General features: G+C 67.7%; 22 protein-coding genes. 13 read left to right on the top strand and 9 right to left on the bottom strand.

The window, feature by feature from the left end; translation table 11 throughout:
* Positions 1 to 14: 14 nt before the first annotated feature.
* Positions 15 to 203 (top strand): hypothetical protein, encoded by a 189-nt coding sequence (locus ACK8HH_RS13995; protein ID WP_039867048.1) that lies wholly within the window; start codon positions 15 to 17, stop codon positions 201 to 203.
* 22 nt (positions 204 to 225) lie between these two features.
* Here ACK8HH_RS13995 and ACK8HH_RS13990 read toward each other — a convergent pair whose 3' ends face one another.
* Positions 226 to 1,155, bottom strand: a complete 930-nt coding sequence (locus ACK8HH_RS13990; RefSeq protein ID WP_006895542.1) for a quinone oxidoreductase family protein — start codon at positions 1,153 to 1,155, stop codon at positions 226 to 228.
* A gap of 238 nt (positions 1,156 to 1,393) precedes the next feature.
* Between ACK8HH_RS13990 and ACK8HH_RS13985 the strand changes: the two genes are divergently transcribed.
* Together ACK8HH_RS13985 and ACK8HH_RS13980 are read left to right on the top strand one after the other, a co-directional pair.
* Complete coding sequence (locus ACK8HH_RS13985) at positions 1,394 to 2,884, top strand: flavin-containing monooxygenase (RefSeq protein WP_006895541.1); 1,491 nt, start codon at positions 1,394 to 1,396, stop codon at positions 2,882 to 2,884.
* Positions 2,885 to 3,289: 405 nt separating this feature from the next.
* Positions 3,290 to 3,592, top strand: coding sequence for a hypothetical protein (locus tag ACK8HH_RS13980; protein ID WP_231875640.1), 303 nt, complete (start codon positions 3,290 to 3,292; stop codon positions 3,590 to 3,592).
* Here the strand turns inward: ACK8HH_RS13980 and ACK8HH_RS13975 are convergent.
* On the bottom strand, positions 3,534 to 3,908 hold the full coding sequence (locus ACK8HH_RS13975) for a DUF5313 family protein (RefSeq protein ID WP_045537954.1): 375 nt from the start codon (positions 3,906 to 3,908) through the stop codon (positions 3,534 to 3,536). The genes ACK8HH_RS13980 and ACK8HH_RS13975 overlap by 59 nt on opposite strands.
* 9 nt (positions 3,909 to 3,917) lie before the next feature.
* Positions 3,918 to 4,664: an SOS response-associated peptidase gene (locus tag ACK8HH_RS13970; RefSeq protein WP_006895538.1), complete on the bottom strand. Its 747-nt coding sequence runs from the start codon at positions 4,662 to 4,664 to the stop codon at positions 3,918 to 3,920.
* Positions 4,665 to 4,719: 55 nt separating this feature from the next.
* Between ACK8HH_RS13970 and ACK8HH_RS13965 the strand changes: the two genes are divergently transcribed.
* Both ACK8HH_RS13965 and rsrA read left to right on the top strand, forming a co-directional pair.
* Complete coding sequence (locus tag ACK8HH_RS13965) at positions 4,720 to 5,493, top strand: sigma-70 family RNA polymerase sigma factor (protein WP_411815630.1); 774 nt, start codon at positions 4,720 to 4,722, stop codon at positions 5,491 to 5,493.
* A complete protein-coding gene (rsrA, locus tag ACK8HH_RS13960) occupies positions 5,490 to 5,786 on the top strand; it encodes a mycothiol system anti-sigma-R factor (RefSeq protein WP_045537950.1) in 297 nt (98 codons plus the stop codon). Before ACK8HH_RS13965 ends, rsrA begins: the two co-directional genes overlap by 4 nt.
* Positions 5,787 to 5,863: 77 nt before the next feature.
* On the opposite strand, the gene ACK8HH_RS13955 is transcribed toward rsrA, so the two are convergent.
* Positions 5,864 to 5,938 (bottom strand): 50S ribosomal protein bL37, encoded by a 75-nt coding sequence (locus ACK8HH_RS13955; protein WP_371865352.1) that lies wholly within the window; start codon positions 5,936 to 5,938, stop codon positions 5,864 to 5,866.
* Between the two features lie 123 nt (positions 5,939 to 6,061).
* Between ACK8HH_RS13955 and ACK8HH_RS13950 the strand changes: the two genes are divergently transcribed.
* Entirely contained in the window at positions 6,062 to 6,283 is a 222-nt protein-coding gene (locus tag ACK8HH_RS13950) for a biotin/lipoyl-binding carrier protein (protein ID WP_006895535.1), read from the top strand.
* Between the two features lie 44 nt (positions 6,284 to 6,327).
* The gene (locus ACK8HH_RS13945) at positions 6,328 to 7,869 is read left to right on the top strand and encodes a sensor histidine kinase (RefSeq protein WP_062365830.1); all 1,542 of its coding nucleotides are present in this window, start codon (positions 6,328 to 6,330) and stop codon (positions 7,867 to 7,869) included.
* 100 nt (positions 7,870 to 7,969) lie between these two features.
* Here the strand turns inward: ACK8HH_RS13945 and ACK8HH_RS13940 are convergent, their stop codons facing one another.
* A complete protein-coding gene (locus ACK8HH_RS13940; RefSeq protein WP_006895533.1) occupies positions 7,970 to 8,224 on the bottom strand; it encodes a WhiB family transcriptional regulator in 255 nt (84 codons plus the stop codon).
* Between the two features lie 252 nt (positions 8,225 to 8,476).
* Positions 8,477 to 9,424 (bottom strand): diacylglycerol/lipid kinase family protein, encoded by a 948-nt coding sequence (locus tag ACK8HH_RS13935; protein ID WP_006895532.1) that lies wholly within the window; start codon positions 9,422 to 9,424, stop codon positions 8,477 to 8,479.
* A gap of 67 nt (positions 9,425 to 9,491) precedes the next feature.
* Here ACK8HH_RS13935 and ACK8HH_RS13930 point away from each other — a divergent pair, with 67 nt between their 5' ends.
* The 3 genes from ACK8HH_RS13930 to ACK8HH_RS13920 all read left to right on the top strand — a co-directional run bounded on the left by ACK8HH_RS13930 (position 9,492) and on the right by ACK8HH_RS13920 (position 12,507).
* Positions 9,492 to 9,917, top strand: coding sequence for a hypothetical protein (locus tag ACK8HH_RS13930; protein WP_039867043.1), 426 nt, complete (start codon positions 9,492 to 9,494; stop codon positions 9,915 to 9,917).
* 65 nt (positions 9,918 to 9,982) lie between these two features.
* The gene (locus ACK8HH_RS13925) at positions 9,983 to 10,774 is read left to right on the top strand and encodes a ParA family protein (RefSeq protein WP_039867080.1); all 792 of its coding nucleotides are present in this window, start codon (positions 9,983 to 9,985) and stop codon (positions 10,772 to 10,774) included.
* A 116-nt stretch (positions 10,775 to 10,890) separates the two neighbouring features.
* A complete protein-coding gene (locus ACK8HH_RS13920) occupies positions 10,891 to 12,507 on the top strand; it encodes an HNH endonuclease signature motif containing protein (protein ID WP_346074964.1) in 1,617 nt (538 codons plus the stop codon).
* On the opposite strand, the gene ACK8HH_RS13915 is transcribed toward ACK8HH_RS13920, so the two are convergent.
* Together ACK8HH_RS13915 and ACK8HH_RS13910 are read right to left on the bottom strand one after the other, a co-directional pair.
* Complete coding sequence (locus tag ACK8HH_RS13915) at positions 12,401 to 13,660, bottom strand: hypothetical protein (RefSeq protein ID WP_062368010.1); 1,260 nt, start codon at positions 13,658 to 13,660, stop codon at positions 12,401 to 12,403. The two genes, ACK8HH_RS13920 and ACK8HH_RS13915, sit on opposite strands and share 107 nt — an antisense overlap.
* 35 nt (positions 13,661 to 13,695) lie before the next feature.
* Entirely contained in the window at positions 13,696 to 15,306 is a 1,611-nt protein-coding gene (locus ACK8HH_RS13910) for a DEAD/DEAH box helicase (protein WP_006895522.1), read from the bottom strand.
* 231 nt (positions 15,307 to 15,537) lie between these two features.
* On the opposite strand from ACK8HH_RS13910, the gene ACK8HH_RS13905 reads away from it, so the two are divergent.
* Genes ACK8HH_RS13905 through ACK8HH_RS13895 form a run of 3 tightly spaced genes read left to right on the top strand, consistent with a single transcriptional unit; the run spans position 15,538 to position 17,625 of the window.
* Positions 15,538 to 16,182, top strand: coding sequence for a ferritin-like fold-containing protein (locus ACK8HH_RS13905; protein ID WP_006895521.1), 645 nt, complete (start codon positions 15,538 to 15,540; stop codon positions 16,180 to 16,182).
* Positions 16,183 to 16,201: 19 nt separating this feature from the next.
* Positions 16,202 to 16,435: a DUF3107 domain-containing protein gene (locus tag ACK8HH_RS13900; RefSeq protein ID WP_045539973.1), complete on the top strand. Its 234-nt coding sequence runs from the start codon at positions 16,202 to 16,204 to the stop codon at positions 16,433 to 16,435.
* Positions 16,436 to 16,440: 5 nt separating this feature from the next.
* Positions 16,441 to 17,625, top strand: a complete 1,185-nt coding sequence (locus ACK8HH_RS13895) for a serine hydrolase domain-containing protein (RefSeq protein ID WP_062368009.1) — start codon at positions 16,441 to 16,443, stop codon at positions 17,623 to 17,625.
* Positions 17,626 to 17,647: 22 nt separating this feature from the next.
* Here the strand turns inward: ACK8HH_RS13895 and ACK8HH_RS13890 are convergent, their stop codons facing one another.
* Positions 17,648 to 18,298, bottom strand: coding sequence for a TetR/AcrR family transcriptional regulator (locus ACK8HH_RS13890; protein ID WP_006895518.1), 651 nt, complete (start codon positions 18,296 to 18,298; stop codon positions 17,648 to 17,650).
* Positions 18,299 to 18,355: the final 57 nt, after the last annotated feature.

The raw sequence follows: 18,355 nt of genomic DNA, 5'->3' as shown, positions 1-18,355 counted from the left end.
ACCACCGTGGAGTCATGAGTACAAACCTGGAACCCCGGAAGTCCAACAGCACGTCGGTCTGGAAGATCGTGCTGATCGTCATCGCCGTGCTGATCGCCCTGTCGATCATCGGCCCGCTGCTGAAGGCCGCGTTCTGGGTGGTCCTCATCGGGCTGGCGATCGTCGGCGCGGGAGCGCTCTTCTTCGGCGGCCGCAAGTCCTGACGCCGCCCCGTACGAACGCCCGCTATTTCGGTTCGAAGACGTACTTCCCGCGAGGGTGCGCACCGAGCAGTTCGTCGAAGGCCTCGGCCGCATCGTCGAACCCGAAGGTGCGGGCGATATCGACAGTGATCCGTCCGGAAGCGGCGTCCTCGAGGAGCGGCTCGACTGCCGCACGGCGATGGTGGCGACTCTGCTCGCTGCTTCCGTCGACGACGACGATGCCGTCGTCGACTCTGCCCCACGCGGCAACGCTCACGATCCGGTGCGGCGCGACGAGGTCGAGGGAGACGTCGATCGCCTCGTCGGTGCCGACGGTGTCGATCACCCCGGTGACGCGCTTGCCGTCCCGAGCCTCGGTGATGGCCTCGGCCAGTCCCTCTCCGTACGCCACCGGGACCGCGCCCGACTCGCGCAGATGATCGTGGTTGCGGTCGGAGGCCGTGGCGATGACCGTGGCTCCGGCGGCCACCGCCTCGCTCACGACGATCGACCCGACCGCACCGGCGCCACCGTGAACCAACAGGACGTCGTCTCCGGTGACACCGAGGGTGGCGAGCGTGTCGACCGCGGTGACGCCGGCCAAGAGCAACGACGACGCCTCGGCGAAGCCTAGATCGGCCGGCTTGCGGTGGACGCGATCGGCGTCGGCGAGGACGTACTCGGCGAGTGCGGCCGCCGCCGGGTAGACGACCACCTCGTCGCCGGCTCGGTATCCGGACTCCGCGCCCGCGGCATGGACGACGCCCGCGACCTCGGCGCCGAGCGACAGCGGGAGCTTCTCGGGTTTGGTGCCCATGACGCCGCGCACGAGCTTCACGTCGTACGGGTTGAGACCGGCGGCGCGCACGGCGACGACCACGTCGGTGGGGCCGGGGGAGGGGACGTCGACGTCGGTCACCGCGAGGACGTCGGCCGGGTCGCCGTAACCGGTGGCAATGATCTTCTTGGCCATGTCTGCTCCAACTCTCTTGTGTGTCAATCGGATTCGGCCCTGATCGTGCGGCCGGCCCGCCCTTCGCGCGCCTGGTGGGCGAAGGGCTCGTGCATGCGGGCCCTCGAATCCATCATGCCAACCGTGCCCCGGCCCGCAAACGATGCTCGCGGCGATCGCGGAACCTGTTCATCGTCGGCCTCGCGAGTTAACGTGTACTGCACGTCACACTAAAGAGGTTCGTGGATCGGAGACGGTGATGAGTCAGCGACGGGTCGACCACGAGGTGGTGATCGTCGGAGCGGGCTTCGGCGGCATGGGCGCGGGAATCGAGTTCAAACGGCTCGGCGTCGACGACATCGCGATCCTCGAACGGGAGGACGACCTCGGCGGCACCTGGCACGTGAACCACTATCCGGGACTGGCCGTCGACATCGCATCGGTCACCTACTCGTACTCCTTCGAACCCAACCCCTACTGGTCGCGGCTGTTCGCGCCCGGAGCCGAACTCAAGAGGTACGCCGAACACGTCGCCGACAAGTACGACCTCCGGCGCCATATGGAGTTCGGGGCGGTCGTCGAGCGCGCCGACTGGGACGAGGCGAAGGAGTGCTGGGCCGTGCGCACCGCCGACGGTACAGTCCGCACGGCCCGGTACCTGGTGACCGCGACCGGGTTCCTCTCGCAGCCGCACACCCCCGACTTCCCGGGGATCGACACCTTCGCGGGCGACATCATTCACACCACGGCGTGGCCCGACGGATACGACTTCGGCGGCAAGCGCGCCGCGGTGATCGGGACCGGTGCCACCGCGGTGCAGTTGATTCCCGAGATCGCCCGCACGGCGCGCGAACTCACTGTCTTCCAACGGACGCCCATCTGGGTGGTGCCGAAGATCGACTTTCCGATCCCGCGTCCCGTGCAGCATCTCTTCGCCCGGATCCCGTTGGCGCAGAAGGCGGCCCGCGCGGTCAACACCTCGCTGCTCGAGGCGTTGATGGTATTCGGGGTGCTGCACTACCGGCAGGCCAAGCCGGGCAATCGGCTCGCGGCGCTGCTCGCGAAGACCCACATGCGGCTGCAGGTGCGCGACGAGGCGATCAGGAGAGCGTTGACGCCGCATTACGACTTCGGTTGCAAGCGGCCGACGTTCTCCAACACGTACTTCCGCGTGTTCAACCAGCCGACCGTCCATCTCGAGACGGCCACGATCGATTCCGTCGTGCCCGGCGGAATCGTCCTGGCCGACGGACGGCGGGTCGACGTCGACACCCTGGTCCTGGCGACTGGGTTCAACCTGTGGGATGTGAACTTTCCCGCGTTCACGATCGTCGGCCGTGACGGCCGCGATCTCGGGAAGTGGTGGCGCGAGGGCAGGTTTCAGGCGTACGAGGGGATCAGTGTTCCGAAGTTCCCGAACTTCCTGACGCTGAACAGCCCGTACTCGTACAGCGGATTGTCGTACTTCACCACCATCGAAGGCCAGATGAAGCACATCGCGAGGCTGTTCGGGGAGATGCGCCGCCGCGGTGCGACTCGCTTCGAGGTCACGGAGCGGGCCAATGCCGAGTTCCTCGACCGCGCGACCCGAAACCTCGCATCGTCGGTGTTCTACGCCGGTGATTGCTCCACGTCGCGCAGCTACTACTTCAACCAGCACGGTGAGGCGACGCTCCTGCGGCCCAACGCGACCCTGACGACGCTGTACGAGCAGGCCAACTTCCCGGTCAGTGATTACGTGTACTCGTGATCTCGCGGCACCGGTGGGGGAGGGGTATCGCCTACGTCCGTCAGACCTGACCCGGCGATCATAGGGCGTCCAGAACGCTCGATGACCAAGTGGCGGCGATCGAGCAGGCCATGACCCGGGCTGAGGCCTCCGAGACACAGCCGGTGGTCGTCGTGGCGCACAGCGGAGCCAATTCTCCGATGAGCCTTGTGCTCGATCGCCATCCCGGACTCATCGGCCGGGTGGTGTGGGTCGACAGTGGGCCGGTCGCCTCCGGCAGCGTCTTCGCACCGGATGCGTCCGACGACTCGGACGAGCTCCCCCTGCCGCCCTTCGACGTGCTCGGGCAGCAGGCCAATCTCGAGGGCCTGAGCCCCGACGCTCTCGACCGTTTTCGAGTCAGGGCAGTGCCGGAGCCCCGGTCCGGTGCTGCGCGGGCGCGTGGAACTCACCGACGACGCGCGTCTGGCGGTCCCGGCCACTCTGGTGTGCTGCTCGATTCCGGCAGCGCGGATCATGGAGTCGGCCGAAGCGGGTCACCCGATGTTCGCCGAGGTGTTGAACCTCGAGAACGTCGACTTCGTCGACCTGCCGACCGGACACTGGCCGATGTGGAGTCGTCCCGGCGACCTCGCGCGCATCCTCGCCGCGGCGGCTGCCCGACTACCGCTCAGCGCCCGTACCGCTCGCGGTACTCGTCGTGAATCGAATCGGCGCGCTGGATCCTGACCTTGTCGAGCAGCGCCGGGTCGAGGCCGTTGTTGACCAGCAGATGTCGGCGGTAGACGCGGCTGAGCGCCACCTGGAAGTACAGGAACGGGATCAGTAGCAGAACCACCATTCCCAGCTTCACCCACAGCATCCCCGGAATGAACATGAAGGCGACGAACAGGGGGATCACCGGCAGCAGCCCGCGGATCACGTAGCGACGGATATGTCCCGGACCGGTGAGGTCCTCGACGATCCAGTCCCGCATCGATCCGGGCAGCGGTCGGCCGAGCAGATAGCCGATCTTCTGCAGGAATCCGGGACGTTCAGGGCTCATGGCCACCGACTATCCCACGGTTCCGACGGGTTCGAGAAGTTCGGGACCGTCGTTTGCGACACGGTTCACCAGGCTCGACACCTCGCGGATCTCGATCGCCTCGGCCAACTCGGCGGCCGGCGGCGCCAACAGATCGGGATCCGCGCGGTGATCGGGATCGAGCCAGGCGTCCCAGAACTCCACCGGCATGATCAGCGGCATTCGGTCATGGACTTCGCGCAACGGCCCCACCGAGTCGGTGGTGATGATCGTCGTACTCGAGATCCACTGCGAATCGTCGCCGGCGGCGCGGGCCTGCGCCGGCCGCCACGCCGCCCACAGACCGCCCATGAACAGGCGGGTGCCGTCGGCGGGCGTCATGTAGAACGGGACCTTGGTCGGTTTGCCGTTCGCTCCCGGCGGACCGGGCTTCCACTCGTACCAGCCGTCCATCGGCACCAGGCACCGCTTGCCTCCCAGCGACCCGCGGAAGGCCGGTTTGTCGGCGAGGGTCTCGGCGCGTGCGTTGAACAGCAGCGGCCCCTTGCCCAGTTCCTTCGTCCACGACGGCACCAGGCCCCACCGCATCGCCCGCACGCGCCGCGCGGGGATGTCGTCGGGCCGACCGTGCTCGTGGCGTTGCACCACCGTCATCACCGTCGTGGTCGGCGCGACGTTGTACGACTCCCGTACCGTGTCCGCAGGCACCTCGTTCACCGCGTCGATCTCGGCGGCGAGTCTGGCCGGGTCGGTGGTCACTGCATAGCGTCCGCACATCCTTCAATGCTGGCACGCCGGAACAAACTGCGCGGACGGGTTGTTGACCGAGTCGATGAGCGAACGACCCGACTCGGGTGGACGGACTGAAGGAGGTGGCGCAGGCGTGGCTGCAGCAACCCTGGACCGTGGTGCGACCGTGCGTGGACGGCCGGAGGGCGCCCGCGCGGCGCGTGGATCGCTAGACTTGGTGGAGCACATTTCCGGCGAAGGGAAGTTCGTGTCATCTGACAGTCCAGCACCGGCCGAGACGCCCGAGCAGCTCACCGAGCGGTTCGAGCGGGACGCGTTGCCCCTCCTCGACCAGATGTACGGTGCCGCGCTGCGCATGACGCGCAACCCGGCCGACGCCGAAGACCTGGTGCAGGAGACCTACATCAAGGCGTTCTCGGCGTTCGCGTCGTTCCGCGAGGGCACCAATCTCAAGGCCTGGTTGTACCGGATCCTGACGAACACCTACATCAACTCCTACCGCAAGAAGCAGCGCCAGCCGGCGCAGTATCCGACCGACGAGATCACCGACTGGCAGCTCGCGGCCAACGCGGAGCACACGTCCACGGGTCTGCGTTCGGCGGAGATCGAGGCGCTCGACGCGTTGCCGGACGACGAGATCAAAGAGGCGTTGAGCAAGCTGCCGGAGGACTTCCGGATGGCCGTGTATTACGCCGACGTCGAAGGGCTCCCGTACAAGGAGATCGCCGAGATCATGGACACCCCGATCGGCACCGTCATGTCGCGTCTGCACCGCGGCCGCCGCCAGTTGCGCGATCTGCTGGCCGACGTCGCTCGGGAGCGTGGTTTCGGACGGACCAGCGAGGTGGCGAAATGAGTGGCGCCGGCGAGAGTGAATTCGAGAACCTGGACTGCTCCGCGGTCCTGGCAGACATCTGGCTTCTCCTCGACAACGAGTGCGACGCCGGTGCGCGCGAGCGACTGGAGGGCCACGTGAACGCGTGCCCGTCCTGCCTCGAGCACTACGGGGTGCAGCAGCAGCTGAAGGAGCTGATCAGCCGCAAGTGCGGCGGGGACCACGCCCCGGACGGTCTGCGCGAACGGCTCCGCGTCGAGATCCGCCGATCGGTGAGTATCCGGCAGACGACGTACCGCGTCGAGTCCGACTGACACCGCGCCAGAACAGACGAAGCGGCCCGGATCCCCTCGAGGAGCCGGGCCGCTTCGTCGTCGTTGAGTGCGACGACTCAGGCGTTGGGACGCTTGCCGTGGTTGGCTGCGTTCTTCTTACGACTGCGCTTCTTACGTCCGCGCTTACCCATGACGGACCTCCTTAGATCGTGCGGGCCGGTATGCGACGACGATTATTTCACGTCGCCGGGCGCGGACGTTAATCACGACGACAAGCGAACGCGCCGAACGGCCGCTCGGTTACCATGTCATCCATGGCGGAAGACGTGGTCAATGAAATCGTTGCGACTGTCCTCGAGGTCTCGGCGCAAGCCGGTCAGCGGGTCGACGTGGGCGACACCCTCGTGCTGCTCGAGTCGATGAAGATGGAGATCCCGGTGCTGGCCGAGGACGCCGGCGTGCTCTCCGAGGTCAAGGTCAACGTCGGCGACGTGATCCAGGCCGGCGACATCATCGCCACCTACGAGAAGGACTGACCACCGTTACGGGCCGCCGCACCGATTCGCTCTGAACCGCGCCCATGGCGACACTCACTGATCTCCTCGCCGAGCACACGACGCTTTCCGCGGCGGCCGCCGAGCACCTCCAGCGGCTGGTGGCCGAATGGCAGTTGCTGGCCGACCTCTCCTTCGCCGACTACCTCCTCGCGGTCCGCGATGAGGACGGTCGTGCGGGCGGAGAGCCCCCGAGCCTGGTCTATGTGGCTCAGGTGCGGCCGAACACGGCGTCGACGGTGTTCCCCCGGGACGAGGTGGGGCATCGGGTGGACCGGCCGGCGAGTGCCCAGGGCGCCAACCCGCTGATGGCCGCGGCGCTGCGGTCGGGGGTCATCGAGCGCGAGGGCATCGCCACCCGTTTCGGGAACGTGCTCATCGAACGCACCGCCATCCCCGTCGGTTTCGACGGCGAGGTGATCGCGGTGCTCGGCCGCGCCGGCGACGCCTCCGATCCGCGTCCGCCGTCACCGCTCGAATCCGCGTACCGCGACGCCGCCGAGGCGCTCTGCCGGATGGTCGTCGAGGGTGCCTTTCCGCTCGACGAGGCCAATACGCTCGGACTGTCGACGCCGCGGGCGGGTGACGGGTTCATCCGCATCGAGGTCGACGGCTCGGTCACGTACGCCAGCCCCAATGCACTGTCGGCCGTGCACCGGATGGGCTGGACCACCGACCTCGGCGGCTCGCGCATCGCTGAGGTTCTCGCCGCCCTGCTGACGGATCCCTTCGAGTCTGCCGATGCCGAGGCGATGATCGCCGCGGCCGCCGGAACCCCCGACGGCGCCTGCCTGCCCTCTCCGGATATCGCGCTGCGGATGGAACTCGACGCGCGCCGTGCCACCGTGCTGCTGCGGGCGGTGCCGCTCCGATCGGCGGGGCAGTCGCGGGGAGCGGTCCTGCTGATCCGCGACGTGACCGAAGTGCGCAGGCGCGATCTCGCGCTCATCAGCAAGGACGCGACGATCCGCGAGATCCATCATCGCGTCAAGAACAACTTGCAGAGTGTGTCGGCGCTGCTGCGCCTGCAGGCGCGCCGTTCGGGCAACCCGGAGACCACCGCGGCCCTCGGAGAAGCGGTACGGCGCGTCTCGTCGATCGCGCTGGTGCACGAGATGCTCTCCGGCAGCGTCGACGAAGAGGTGGACCTCGACACCGTGGTCGACCGACTGGGGTCGTCGCTGGTGGACGTGTGGCTGCCCGACGGCGGTACGCGCGTGACGGTGCGGCGGGAGAACCGACTCGGAGTCCTGCCCGCCGATCTGGCCATGCCTTTGGTCATGGTGCTCACCGAGGTGATCCAGAATTCGATCGAGCACGGCTTCGCTCCTGGCCAGGACGGTGCGGAGATCGTGGTCGGCGCGATCCGCGACGTGCGCGACCTGCAGGTGACGGTCACCGACAACGGGTGCGGTCTGCCGGAGGGGTTCGATCTGGCGGCTTCGGACCGGCTGGGACTGCAGATCGTCCGGACTCTGGTGTCCAACGACCTCGGCGGGCAGATCGAGATCGCACCGGTGCCGGAGACCGGCGGCACCCGGGTGCGGCTCGACATTCCCCTGCACTGAGGAGCCCCGCTGAGGACCGACCTCCACTGAGGACATGGACGCGACCACGAAGGGAGCCCCCGGTCTCGGACCGGGGGCTCCCTTCGTGAACTGGGTCGCGTCAGACGGCGCTGCGGGCGCGGGTACGCGCGTTGCGGCGCTTGAGCGCGCGACGCTCGTCCTCGCTCATGCCGCCCCAGACGCCGGCGTCCTGACCGGTCTCAAGGGCCCATGCCAGGCACTCAGCGGTCACCGGGCAGCGCTGGCAGACCAGCTTCGCATCAGCAACCTGGGCGATCGCCGGGCCCGACGTGCCGACCGGAAAGAACAGCTCCGGATCCTCGTCACGACAAATAGCCTTGTGGCGCCAGTCCATTACGTACTCCTTCTAAACCTGCGGCGTTGTCGCGCACGCATGCGTGATCGTCAAAATTCGACTTGGGCTGCAATACCGAATTCACCTGGCTTGGGGCGCAGGACGTCGCTTGGCAGGGGGTGGGTGATTGCGTCAACAACTGTTGTACTACTGTGCATCGCCGCTTGGCTATAGCTGCGCGGCGAATGCCGGATAGATCACAACAGGTTGGCAAGCGGCCCAACACGTGCTTACCGGCCAGTAGCGCAGGGGTTAACCGGCCTTCTGCGCCGCCACCACATCCAGTACTGCGCGACGGTAGCCGAACTCCATCTTGTCGTAAACGCCCAGGTAGTCGCCGTCCATCTGGACGTCGGCCGGCTCGGGTGAAGTGAATCGGACCCATTCCACATCGTCGTCGCGATACAGATGGTGAGCCCTGGGTTCGGTGCCGGCCAGGAGGCGAGCGCCGAGCACCACATTCCGTGCCACGGAGACCGACGTGGCGGCGAAGATGCCGAGTCCGTGGTCGAAGTCGGTGTGTGGATTCGTCCGGATCTCCCGGGTGCCGAAGTAGGTCCACGGGCCGGTATTGCTGACGAAGCCGAACCGCACGCCGTCGATCGCGGGGCGTCCGGGGACTTCGACGGTGAACGTCGGGGGAGTGATGGAGGGTTTCACGAACGAACTGACCGTGGTCCGGAAGTAGCGACCCGCGGTCGCCTTCTTGCCCTTGTGTCGCAGTTCCTCCATCCGGCGGACGACGATCGCGTCCATGCCCATACCGGCGTTGAAGAGGAACCAGCGGTTGAGTGTGTGGCCGAGGCTGATCGAGCGGCGTTCGCCGCGGTCGAGTATCGCCATGAGTTGCGCGGTCGCGGTCAAGGGGTCACGGTCGATCCCGAGGGCCCGCGCGAAGACGTTGGCGCTTCCTCCGGGAACGACGCCCAGAGCCGGCAGGCTCGAAGGAGGGCGGGACAAGGAGTCCGGGGAGCCGAGGATGCCGTTGGCCGCCTCGTTCACCGAGCCGTCGCCGCCGTGCACCACCACCGCGTCGTAGCCTTCGGCGGCCGCGCGCGCCCCGAGTTCTCCGGCGTGGCCGCGATGTGTGGTGTGTTCCACATCGACGTGATATCGGGAATCGAGAGTGTTGGCCAGCGCGTCACGTCCCTCAGCAGTCGTGAAGGTGGCGAACGGATTGGTGATGAGCATGACGCGCACGAGGCATCACACTATCGGGCACGAGCCCGATTCACGAGTCGGGGGTGCTCGGCCATACCCTGGAGTAGTGAGCAGTTCTGATCCCATCCGCCGAGTTCCCGGCGTCCCGAGCACCCTCCGCTGGGCGGGCTACGTGACGGCGGTCCAGGGTGCACTGGGTCTCATCGTCGCGGTGGTCCTTGTGATTCGCGAGATGGCAGGGCACCACGAGGCCGCGATCAGCGGGTACGGCACCGCCGCGTGGTTCGCGGCGATCGGCGGCGGCGTCTTCGCGGGAGGCCTCGCCCTGACTCGCGGACGGCGCTGGGGTCGCGGGGTCTCGTTGATGGCGCAGATTCTGCTGTTGCCGGTGGCCTACACCCTCATCACCGGCAGCGGACTTCCCCTCATCGGGGTGCCGGTCGCGATCGTCGCGCTGGCGGTCCTCGTGCTGCTCTTCGCGCCGGCGTCGCTCACCTGGCTGAATGCGGACGATCTGCCGCCGGACGCGTGAGCCGGACGTGTGACCCGGACGCCTGATCCCGGTGGTATGAGGGACGCCACCGTATGGTGGTGGCCATGACGCGCACCCTTGCCATCGCGAATCAGAAAGGTGGAGTGGCGAAGACCACCACCACCGCGTCGATCGGCGCCGCCCTGGCCGACGAGGACGTCTCGGTTCTCGTGGTCGATCTCGATCCCCAGGGCTGCCTCACTTTCTCGCTGGGGCACGACCCGGATCAGCTGACCAAGTCGGTGCACGACGTGCTGATCGGCGCCGAGGACATCGCCGACGTTCTGCTCGATACCGACGACAATGTGACCTTGTTGCCCGCCACCATCGACCTCGCCGGTGCCGAAGCGCTGCTGTTGATGCGGCCGGGCCGCGAATACGCGCTGAAACGGGCCTTGGCGGAGGTGGCGCAGGATTACGACGTGGTGCTCATCGACTGCCCGCCGTCGCTGGGGGTTCTGACGCTCAACGGACTCACCGCTGCCGACGAGGTGGTGGTCCCGCTGCAATGTGAGACGCTCGCGCACCGCGGCGTCGGACAGTTGCTGCGTACCGTCACTGAAGTTCAGCAGATCACCAATCCGGACCTCAAGATGCTCGGTGCGGTCGCGACCCTGTTCGATGCCCGGACCACCCACAGTCGCGACGTGCTGTCGGACGTCTCGGACCGCTATGCGCTGCCTGTGCTGGACCCGCCGATCCCGCGGACCGTCCGCTTCGCCGAGGCCTCGGCCTCCGGTGCGTCAGTGATGCGCGGGCGGAAGAACAAGGGCGCCACCGCGTACCGCGACCTCGCCGACAACCTTTGGCAGTCGTGGAATGGTGCCGACGTCCGGACGTATGAGTTGGAGATCTAGCGAGGCGAACTGTCGGTCGATTGGTTCGGGAGTTCTGTCAGACCCCCTTGGTAGTGTTCGGATAGGTCAAGAAAACATGGTGTGACCAGCTGAAACACTCGGGGGAGGTGGCGGCGATGAGCGATTCGATCACTGATTCGGTCGCGACTGTCGTTGCCACAGGTGCGCTGCCGGACCAGCCCGCGGAGTTGTTGGCGTTGATCGATGCCGCGGCGGTCAAACTCGCCGAGACCTCGCTGTCGCCGGAGACCGAACCGGAACTGCTGGCGCACACGCAGACCGCCGAACGCATTCGGCGACGCTGGGACGGCGTCTCCGCGGCGCTGCTGGTGGAGGTCTCCGACCGCAACGCGCACCGCACCGCCGGCTATCTGAATCCGCATCAGTACCTCTCACAGGGCTTGCGGCTGGGAACCCGGGAGGCGGGTCGGCGGTTGCGGATGGCTGAGGCGATCGGCGAGTTCTCGAACTTTCAAGGGCAGACGCTGCCTCCCCGGAAGCCGGCGACCGCCGCCGCGGTCGCGGCCGGGACTGTCGGCGCCGAACACGCGTTGGTGATCTCGGCCGTTTTGGCGAAAGTGCCCGGCTGCATCTCGCCGGAGGTCAAAGCCCGTGCGGAGGCCGAACTCGCTCAGGCTGCCGTCGGGTTGAATCCGGATGATCTGGGCAAGGTCGGTGACCGCCTGCTCGCTCACCTGGACCCCGACGGGCAGGAGAGCGATCACGTCGACCGGCAACGCCGACGCGGAATCACCATCCTCCCGCAAGACCGACAACTCATGAGCAAAGTCCGCGGCGCCATGACCCCGGAACTACGCGCCAAGTTCGAAGTCATCCTCACCGCCTGGGCCGCACCCGGCATGAACAACCCCGCCGACCCCGACTCCCCGACTGGAACCATTGACGCCGAGAGCATCGACGTTGAGGTTCTGGCGGCGGCGCGGGGTCGGGATCTGCGCAGTGCCGCTCAGCGCACGCATGATGCGTTGCTGGCGTTGTGTGATTACGTTCTCGCCCACGGCGGACTCGGTGCACCGAGTCGGATACCGGCGGAGTTGGTCATCACCGTTACCGATCAAGAACTCGCCGCCCACGCCGGAATCGCCCTGACTGCCACCGGCACCCGGGTGCCGATCGGCGAACTCGTCCGGCTCGCCGCCGACGCCGTGCCGCACCTGGCGGTCTTCCGGAATCACACCAGCGAAGTCCTCTACCAAGGCCGCGGTGCGCGGTGTGCGAGTAAGGCGCAGCGGTTGGCGTTGTTCGCCCGCGACCGCGGCTGCGCCGCACCCGGCTGCGACCGCCCCTTCGCCCAAACTCAAGCCCATCACGCACCGGACTGGGTCACCCCGGCCGGGCGCACCGACATCGATGCTCTCGGCGCCGCGTGCGGGCGCCACAACCGCGCCGTCGGCACCAAACGCGGACAGTGGGAGACCATCATCCTCCCGGATGGGCCCGATGCCGGACGCATGGCCTGGCGACCAGCCACCACCGAACACCCCTGGCGCCTGAACCCCATCCACCACGCCGGACAACCGAAGAATCGGCACCCGCCGGACTCAGATGGAAGACGGTCGTCGCGTCCCGCAATTCGCAGTGCAGAGGACAGCGGCCCTGTCACACTCAGCGCAATGCGACGACCTGCGTGCCCCGCTGCTCGAGGATCGTATCGCCGAGCACGCGCAGCGCCACCGGTCCGACCACCTGACCGCGATCCACCGGAATGCTGAACTCCTCGTGGCCGTCGAACACGCGGCGCACGCTGATGGCCCCGGGCATCGGCACCAGCAGTTGCCCCGCCATCACCGCCCCGGGTCCGATGGCATCTGTCACCTGGAACATCGGGTTTCCATTCGAGGCGTCCAGTACCACGGTGGCCTTGCCGGTCCAGAACGAGACGACACCCTGATCGATGATCGGATCGCTCCGCTCGGGAACCTGGGCGTCACCGGCCACCGGGTGTTCGCTTCGGCTCTCGGCTTGCGGTGTGAACAGGCGCAGACGCGGTCCCTGCGGGGCGCCGACGGAACCGGACGGGTCGGCGCCGCCGTCGTAGACCACGATCGTGGAATCGGTCGCCGCCACCACTCGGGGAGCGGGACCCGCAGCCGATGTGGTGATCAGGGTCGAACCCCACTGGCGGATCTTCTCGTCGCTGGTCAGATTCGAACTGAGCACCGTCAGCCGGTAGCCGGGATCGTCATCGCATCGCTCCACGATCGCCACCCGATCCGCACCGGAGACCGCAGAGTACAGCCGGCAATGCGTCCGGTCGGGCGCCACGTCGGGGTTCACCGGTGCCGTGACACGCCCGTACTCGATCCCGCGCACCAGATTCGAACCCCACGTCTCGAGGCGCGTCGGGCCGTACAGGAGGGCGTAGCCGGTATCGATGGAGAGGTGGACGGTGTCGTCGGCGTCACTGGTGCGGGCGGCGTGACGAGCACCGTCGGAACCTCGCAACGATGTGACCTCGCTGCAACCCCGGCTGTTCCGGTACACCGCGAGCACGTCGTTGTCGCCGCCGGTCCATCCCGCGGCCGCTGCGCACAGCGGCAGATTCCGCCGGTAGCTCCAGAGGTCGGTTCCGTCGCTCAGCCGATGCGCGACCACCGTGCCGCCGGACGCGGTCACCAGGGAGTCGCGGGTGATCTGCGGGACCGTGGTGACGTCCGACTGCGCGGACCAACGGACCGAGACCTCGCGCGGAACATTCTCAGCCGGCAGCTGGACCGGGGCGGGTGTCGTCGCGGTCACCGACTCGGTATGGCGGGCGGGGCTGGTCCACCAGACGGCGACACCCGCCGCGACCACGATCGCCGCGATCAACGCGGTCACGATGAGGTCGGTGCGGGTGCGCCGTTCGGGTTTGATCCGTCCCATTCTCGCGAGGGTATGCGAAAAGCGTCCGGGCGGAGCTACTCGGCCGCTGCCGCGGGCGCTGCGTCGCGCGAAGCGCCGTCACTGCCCTCACCGGACTTCGCACCACCGCTGCGACGACGACGGCGGCGGCGCGGCCGCTTGGCCTCACCATCGGCCTCCGGCTGCTCGGTCGAGGCGGTGGGACTCTTCTCCGCCTGCTCGGCGTCGTCCGCCGATGATGCGGTCGTGGCGCCCTCGGCGCCGGCGGGCTTGCCGCCCCTGGTACGGCGCCGCTCACGCTTGGGACGATCGGCGCGCGGCGCGCGCGGCTCCCGCCGTTCGTCGGACGAACGCTCCGGGGCGCCGATACGGCCGTTGGCGTCCGCGGGGATGCCCAGATCCTCGCGCAGATGCTCGGAGGTGGAGTAGGTCTCCGCCGGGTCGGGCATGCCGAGGCCGAGCGCCTTGTCGATCAGCTCCCAGCGATGCAGCTCGTCCCAGTCCACAAGGGTGATCGCGATGCCGGTGCGCCCGGCGCGCCCGGTGCGTCCGATGCGATGCACGTAGGTCTTGTCGTCGTCCGGGCACTGGTAGTTGATGACATGGGTGACGTCATCGACGTCGATGCCGCGCGCCGCGACATCGGTGGCCACCAGTACGTCGATCTTGCCGTCACGGAACTTGTTCAGCGCCTTCTCACGGGCCACCTGGCCGAGGTCGCCGTGCACCGCGCCCACCGAGAAGCCACGCTCGGCGAGGTCGTCGGCCACCTTCTGCGCTGTGCGCTTGGTGCGGGTGAAGATCATCGTCGCGCCACGGCCCTCCGCCTGCAGCACGCGGGCCACCAGTTCGGCCTTGTCCATTGCGTGGGCGCGGTAGACGTACTGGGTGGTCCGCTCATGCACCGCGGAGTCGTTCGCGTGCTCGGCGCGGATATGTGTCGGGCGGTTCAGGAAGGTCCGCGCCAGGGTGACGATCGGACCCGGCATGGTGGCCGAGAACAGCATCGTCTGCCGGTCGGTGGGCAGGGCTCCCATGATCCGCTCGATGTCCGGAAGGAAGCCGAGGTCGAGCATCTCGTCGGCCTCGTCGAGCACGAGCACTCCGACCTTGCCGAGGACGAGGTGTCCCTGCTGCGCGAGGTCGAGGAGGCGTCCCGGCGTGCCCACGACGACGTCGACGCCGGCCTGGAGTTCGGCGATCTGCTGCTCGTAGGGGCGGCCGCCGTAGATCGACGTGATCTTCATCGGGCGAACGGTGCCGTTCGAGAGCGTGACGTCGACGCCCTTGGCGGCGGTCTCGAGGTCTTCGGTGACCTGGACGCAGAGTTCGCGGGTCGGCACGATGACGAGGGCGCGCGGAGTGTTGTCGAGTGCGCGCAGGCCGGTCGCCTCGGCGTTGGCGAGCCGGTGCATCAGCGGGATGCCGAACCCGTAGGTCTTGCCCATGCCGGTGCGCGCCTGACCGATCAGATCGGAGCCGGCCAGCGCCAGCGGCAGGGTGAGTTCCTGGATCGCGAAGGTACGGGTCTTGCCGTCGGCCTCGAGGGCGGCGACGATCGCGGGGTCGACGCCGAGTTCGGCGAAGGTCGGGGCGGTGTGCTCCTCGTCGACGATCGTCGTCTGGACGTCGTCGGTGGCTTCGCCCACCGTGGGATCAATGGTCATATGCAGTTCAAGCCTCTCGCGGGTGTTCGCGCACGCACACAAGAGAGGCCACGGGGTCCTGATCGTTAGTCCGGACCCTCGGCGGCCGGGCCCGGAGGCCCTTCGCAGGTGCGCGCTCAATGTCCGACGGGCCGCTCGAAGTGGCCGCGCGGTGCCCATGAACGTGCATTCGGCGAGCGGAACGGCGACTCGTCTGTCTCCGAGTGTACCGCCTTGCATACTCTGACTTGCATGTCGAACAACGCAGCGGCCATTCGCAAGCTCTACGAAGTCCTTCTCGCGGGCGAGTTCGCCGCGTGCTATCGCCTGATCGAAGAGTCCGCGATGGCGCCGACGACTGCCGACCGCATCGCAATCGCGCGACTGATCGCGGCCGAGATGGGCCACTTCGAGGTGTTGGCCGAGCAGATCCGCTCCGACGGCGGCGCACCCGAGGAAGCAGTGGCCGCGCACGCCCGGGTGTTCGACGAGTATCACCGCGTGACGACACCGACGTCGTGGCTCGAGGTGCTGGTCAAGATGCACGTCGGTGACGGTCTGGCCGCCGACTTCTACGCCGAGATGGCCGATGTGATGCCCGAAGAGGTGCGTCCGACGATGAAATCGGTGATGGCCGAGACCGGTTCGTCACAGTTCGCCGTCGACCAGGTGCGGGCGGCGGTCGCCGCCGATCCGGCCGTGGCGTCGCCGCTGGCGCTGTGGGGCCGTCGATTGCTGGGTGAGGCGATCACGCACATGCAGTGGGTTCTCGCCGAGGAGGAAGACGTGATGGCGCTGCTCTTCGAAGGTGATGCGACGCTTGCCAACGCCGCCGCTTTCTTCGACAACATGGCGGCTCGCCACGGGCAGCGCATGGCCGAGCTGTCGCTGGCGTGACGAGTAGGATTCCGGAGTTATGAGCGTTGAAGTCAAGATCGGTATCGAGAACAGCCCGCGCGAGTTGGCATTCACCTGCCCGGACAAGGCCGATGACGTGTACGCGGCCGCCGACCGCGCGCTGAGCGGAACCGACGCCGTGCTGTCGCTGACCGACGACAAGGGATCGCGCGTGCTGGTCCCGGCAGCCAAGATCGCCTACGTGGAGGTCGGCAGCGCCGAGAACCGACGGGTCGGCTTCGGGGCGGCCTGAGCTCGATGAGCGGAGTCGACTCCGACCGACTCAGGGCGTTGCTCGACGATGCGGTGACCGGTCCGGACTCCGACCGGGTGCCGGGCGTCGTCGCCTCGGTGACCGACGCGAGGGAGACGGTCTTCACCGGCGCGGCGGGGAGCACGAGCGTCGCCGACGACCGCCCGATGACGGCCGACACGGTCGTCGCCCTGTACTCGGCTAGCAAGCCGCTGACCGGCACGGCCGTGCTGCAGTGCGTCGAGGAGGGGCTGATCGACCTCGACGCGCCGGCTGCGCAGTACGTGCCGGAGATCGCCGAGATCGGCGTGCTGGACGGTTTCGAGCCCGACGGGAGTCCGCGGATCCGTTCGGCAGCGACGCCGGTCACCACTCGGATGCTGCTGCTCCACACGGCCGGATTCGCCTATCCGTTCTTCGACGAGAACTACCGCTCCCTGGTGCGGCAGGGCCATTACCCGGATGTGGTGACGGCGACGCGTGCGTCACTGATGACGCCGCTGCTGTTCGACCCGGGTACGCGCTGGAACTACGGATCGAACATGGACTGGGCCGGGCTCGTGGTCGAAGCAGTACGCGGCGCACGGCTGGGGGAGGTTCTCGCTGAGCGGGTCTTCGCCCCGCTGGGCATGGACGATTCGGGATTCCTGCTCACCGATGCCATGCAGGAGCGCCGCGCCGCCGTGCATCTGCGCAGGCCGGACGGTTCGCTCAAAGCCACCGGCATCGTCATGCCGCAGAACCCCGAGGTCCAGATGGGTGGTCAGGGCCTGTACTCCACAGTTCCGGACTACATCCGATTCCTCCGCATGTGGCTGCGCGGCGGGGCGGGCGACGGTGGGCGCGTGCTCCGCAGCGACACTGTCGAGTGGGCGGCTCGCAACGGTCTCGCCGAGGGGCAGCGGGTCACGGCGTTGCGGGGCGTCGACCCGGTGATCACGCACGACGCCGAGTTCTTCCCGGGTCTGCCGAAGTCGTGGGCCTACACGTTCATGGTGAACGACGACGCTGCGCCGACGGGCCGGAGTGCGGGTTCACTCGCCTGGGCCGGCCTGGCCAACCTGTACTTCTGGATCGATCGGTCCGCGGACATCGCCGGGATGTGGGCCTGTCAAGTACTGCCGTTCGCAGACCCCGCCGCCCTGCGCCACGCTCTCGACTTCGAGAGCGCCGTCTACCGGTCCGTGTAGACGGACCGGTTCTCGGAAGTTCTCAGTCGTCGCCCGGAGTCTGGCGGGGAATGCCGGCCAGACCGCCCCAGAGCAGCGCCGCGGTGATCTCCACCGCGCTGGCCTTGTCGATGGGGCGGCTCGCGTCCACCCAGTACCGAGCGTTCACGACACTCGCACCGACCAGTCCCGCGGCGAGCATCCGGGACCGGTACGGATCCATCCCCGAATCCTGCATGACGAGACCGTGGACGGCGTCGACGCAGGCCTCGGTGGCGCCTTCCACACGCCGGATCACGGCCGGGTCCATGGCGTCGGAGGCGAAGATGAGGCGGTATCCGGAGTTGTCGTCGTCGATGAAGTCGAAGAAGGCCTCGACAGCCGCGAGGACACGACGGCGGTTGTCGACGGTGGTCAGCAGCGCCCGGTTCACGTCGGCGACGAGCTTCTCCGCGTGCGAATCGACCACGGCGATGTAGAGGTCGAGCTTCGACGGGAAGTGCTGGTACAGGACCGGCTTGCTCACACCGGCGTGAATCGCGATCTCATCCATTCCGGCGGAGTGATAGCCGCGCTCGACGAAGATCTCACTGGCGGCGTCGAGAAGCTGGCGGCGGCGTGCACTTCGCGGAAGGCGCGTGCTCGAGCGCCCGGCTGCGGCCGGAGCCGACGTCTGGGAACTGGGAGACGACATCCCCAAAGGATACTCGGAGCGCTTCAGATCACACTCATCCGGATCGCGGCCGAGGGT

The organism is Gordonia sp. LUNF6 (assembly GCF_047041125.1).
In the GTDB taxonomy this organism is placed as follows: Bacteria; Actinomycetota; Actinomycetes; order Mycobacteriales; family Mycobacteriaceae; genus Gordonia; species Gordonia sihwensis.
Note: the sequence above shows the minus strand (reverse complement) of the source record. Positions and strands in the feature narration are given on the sequence as shown.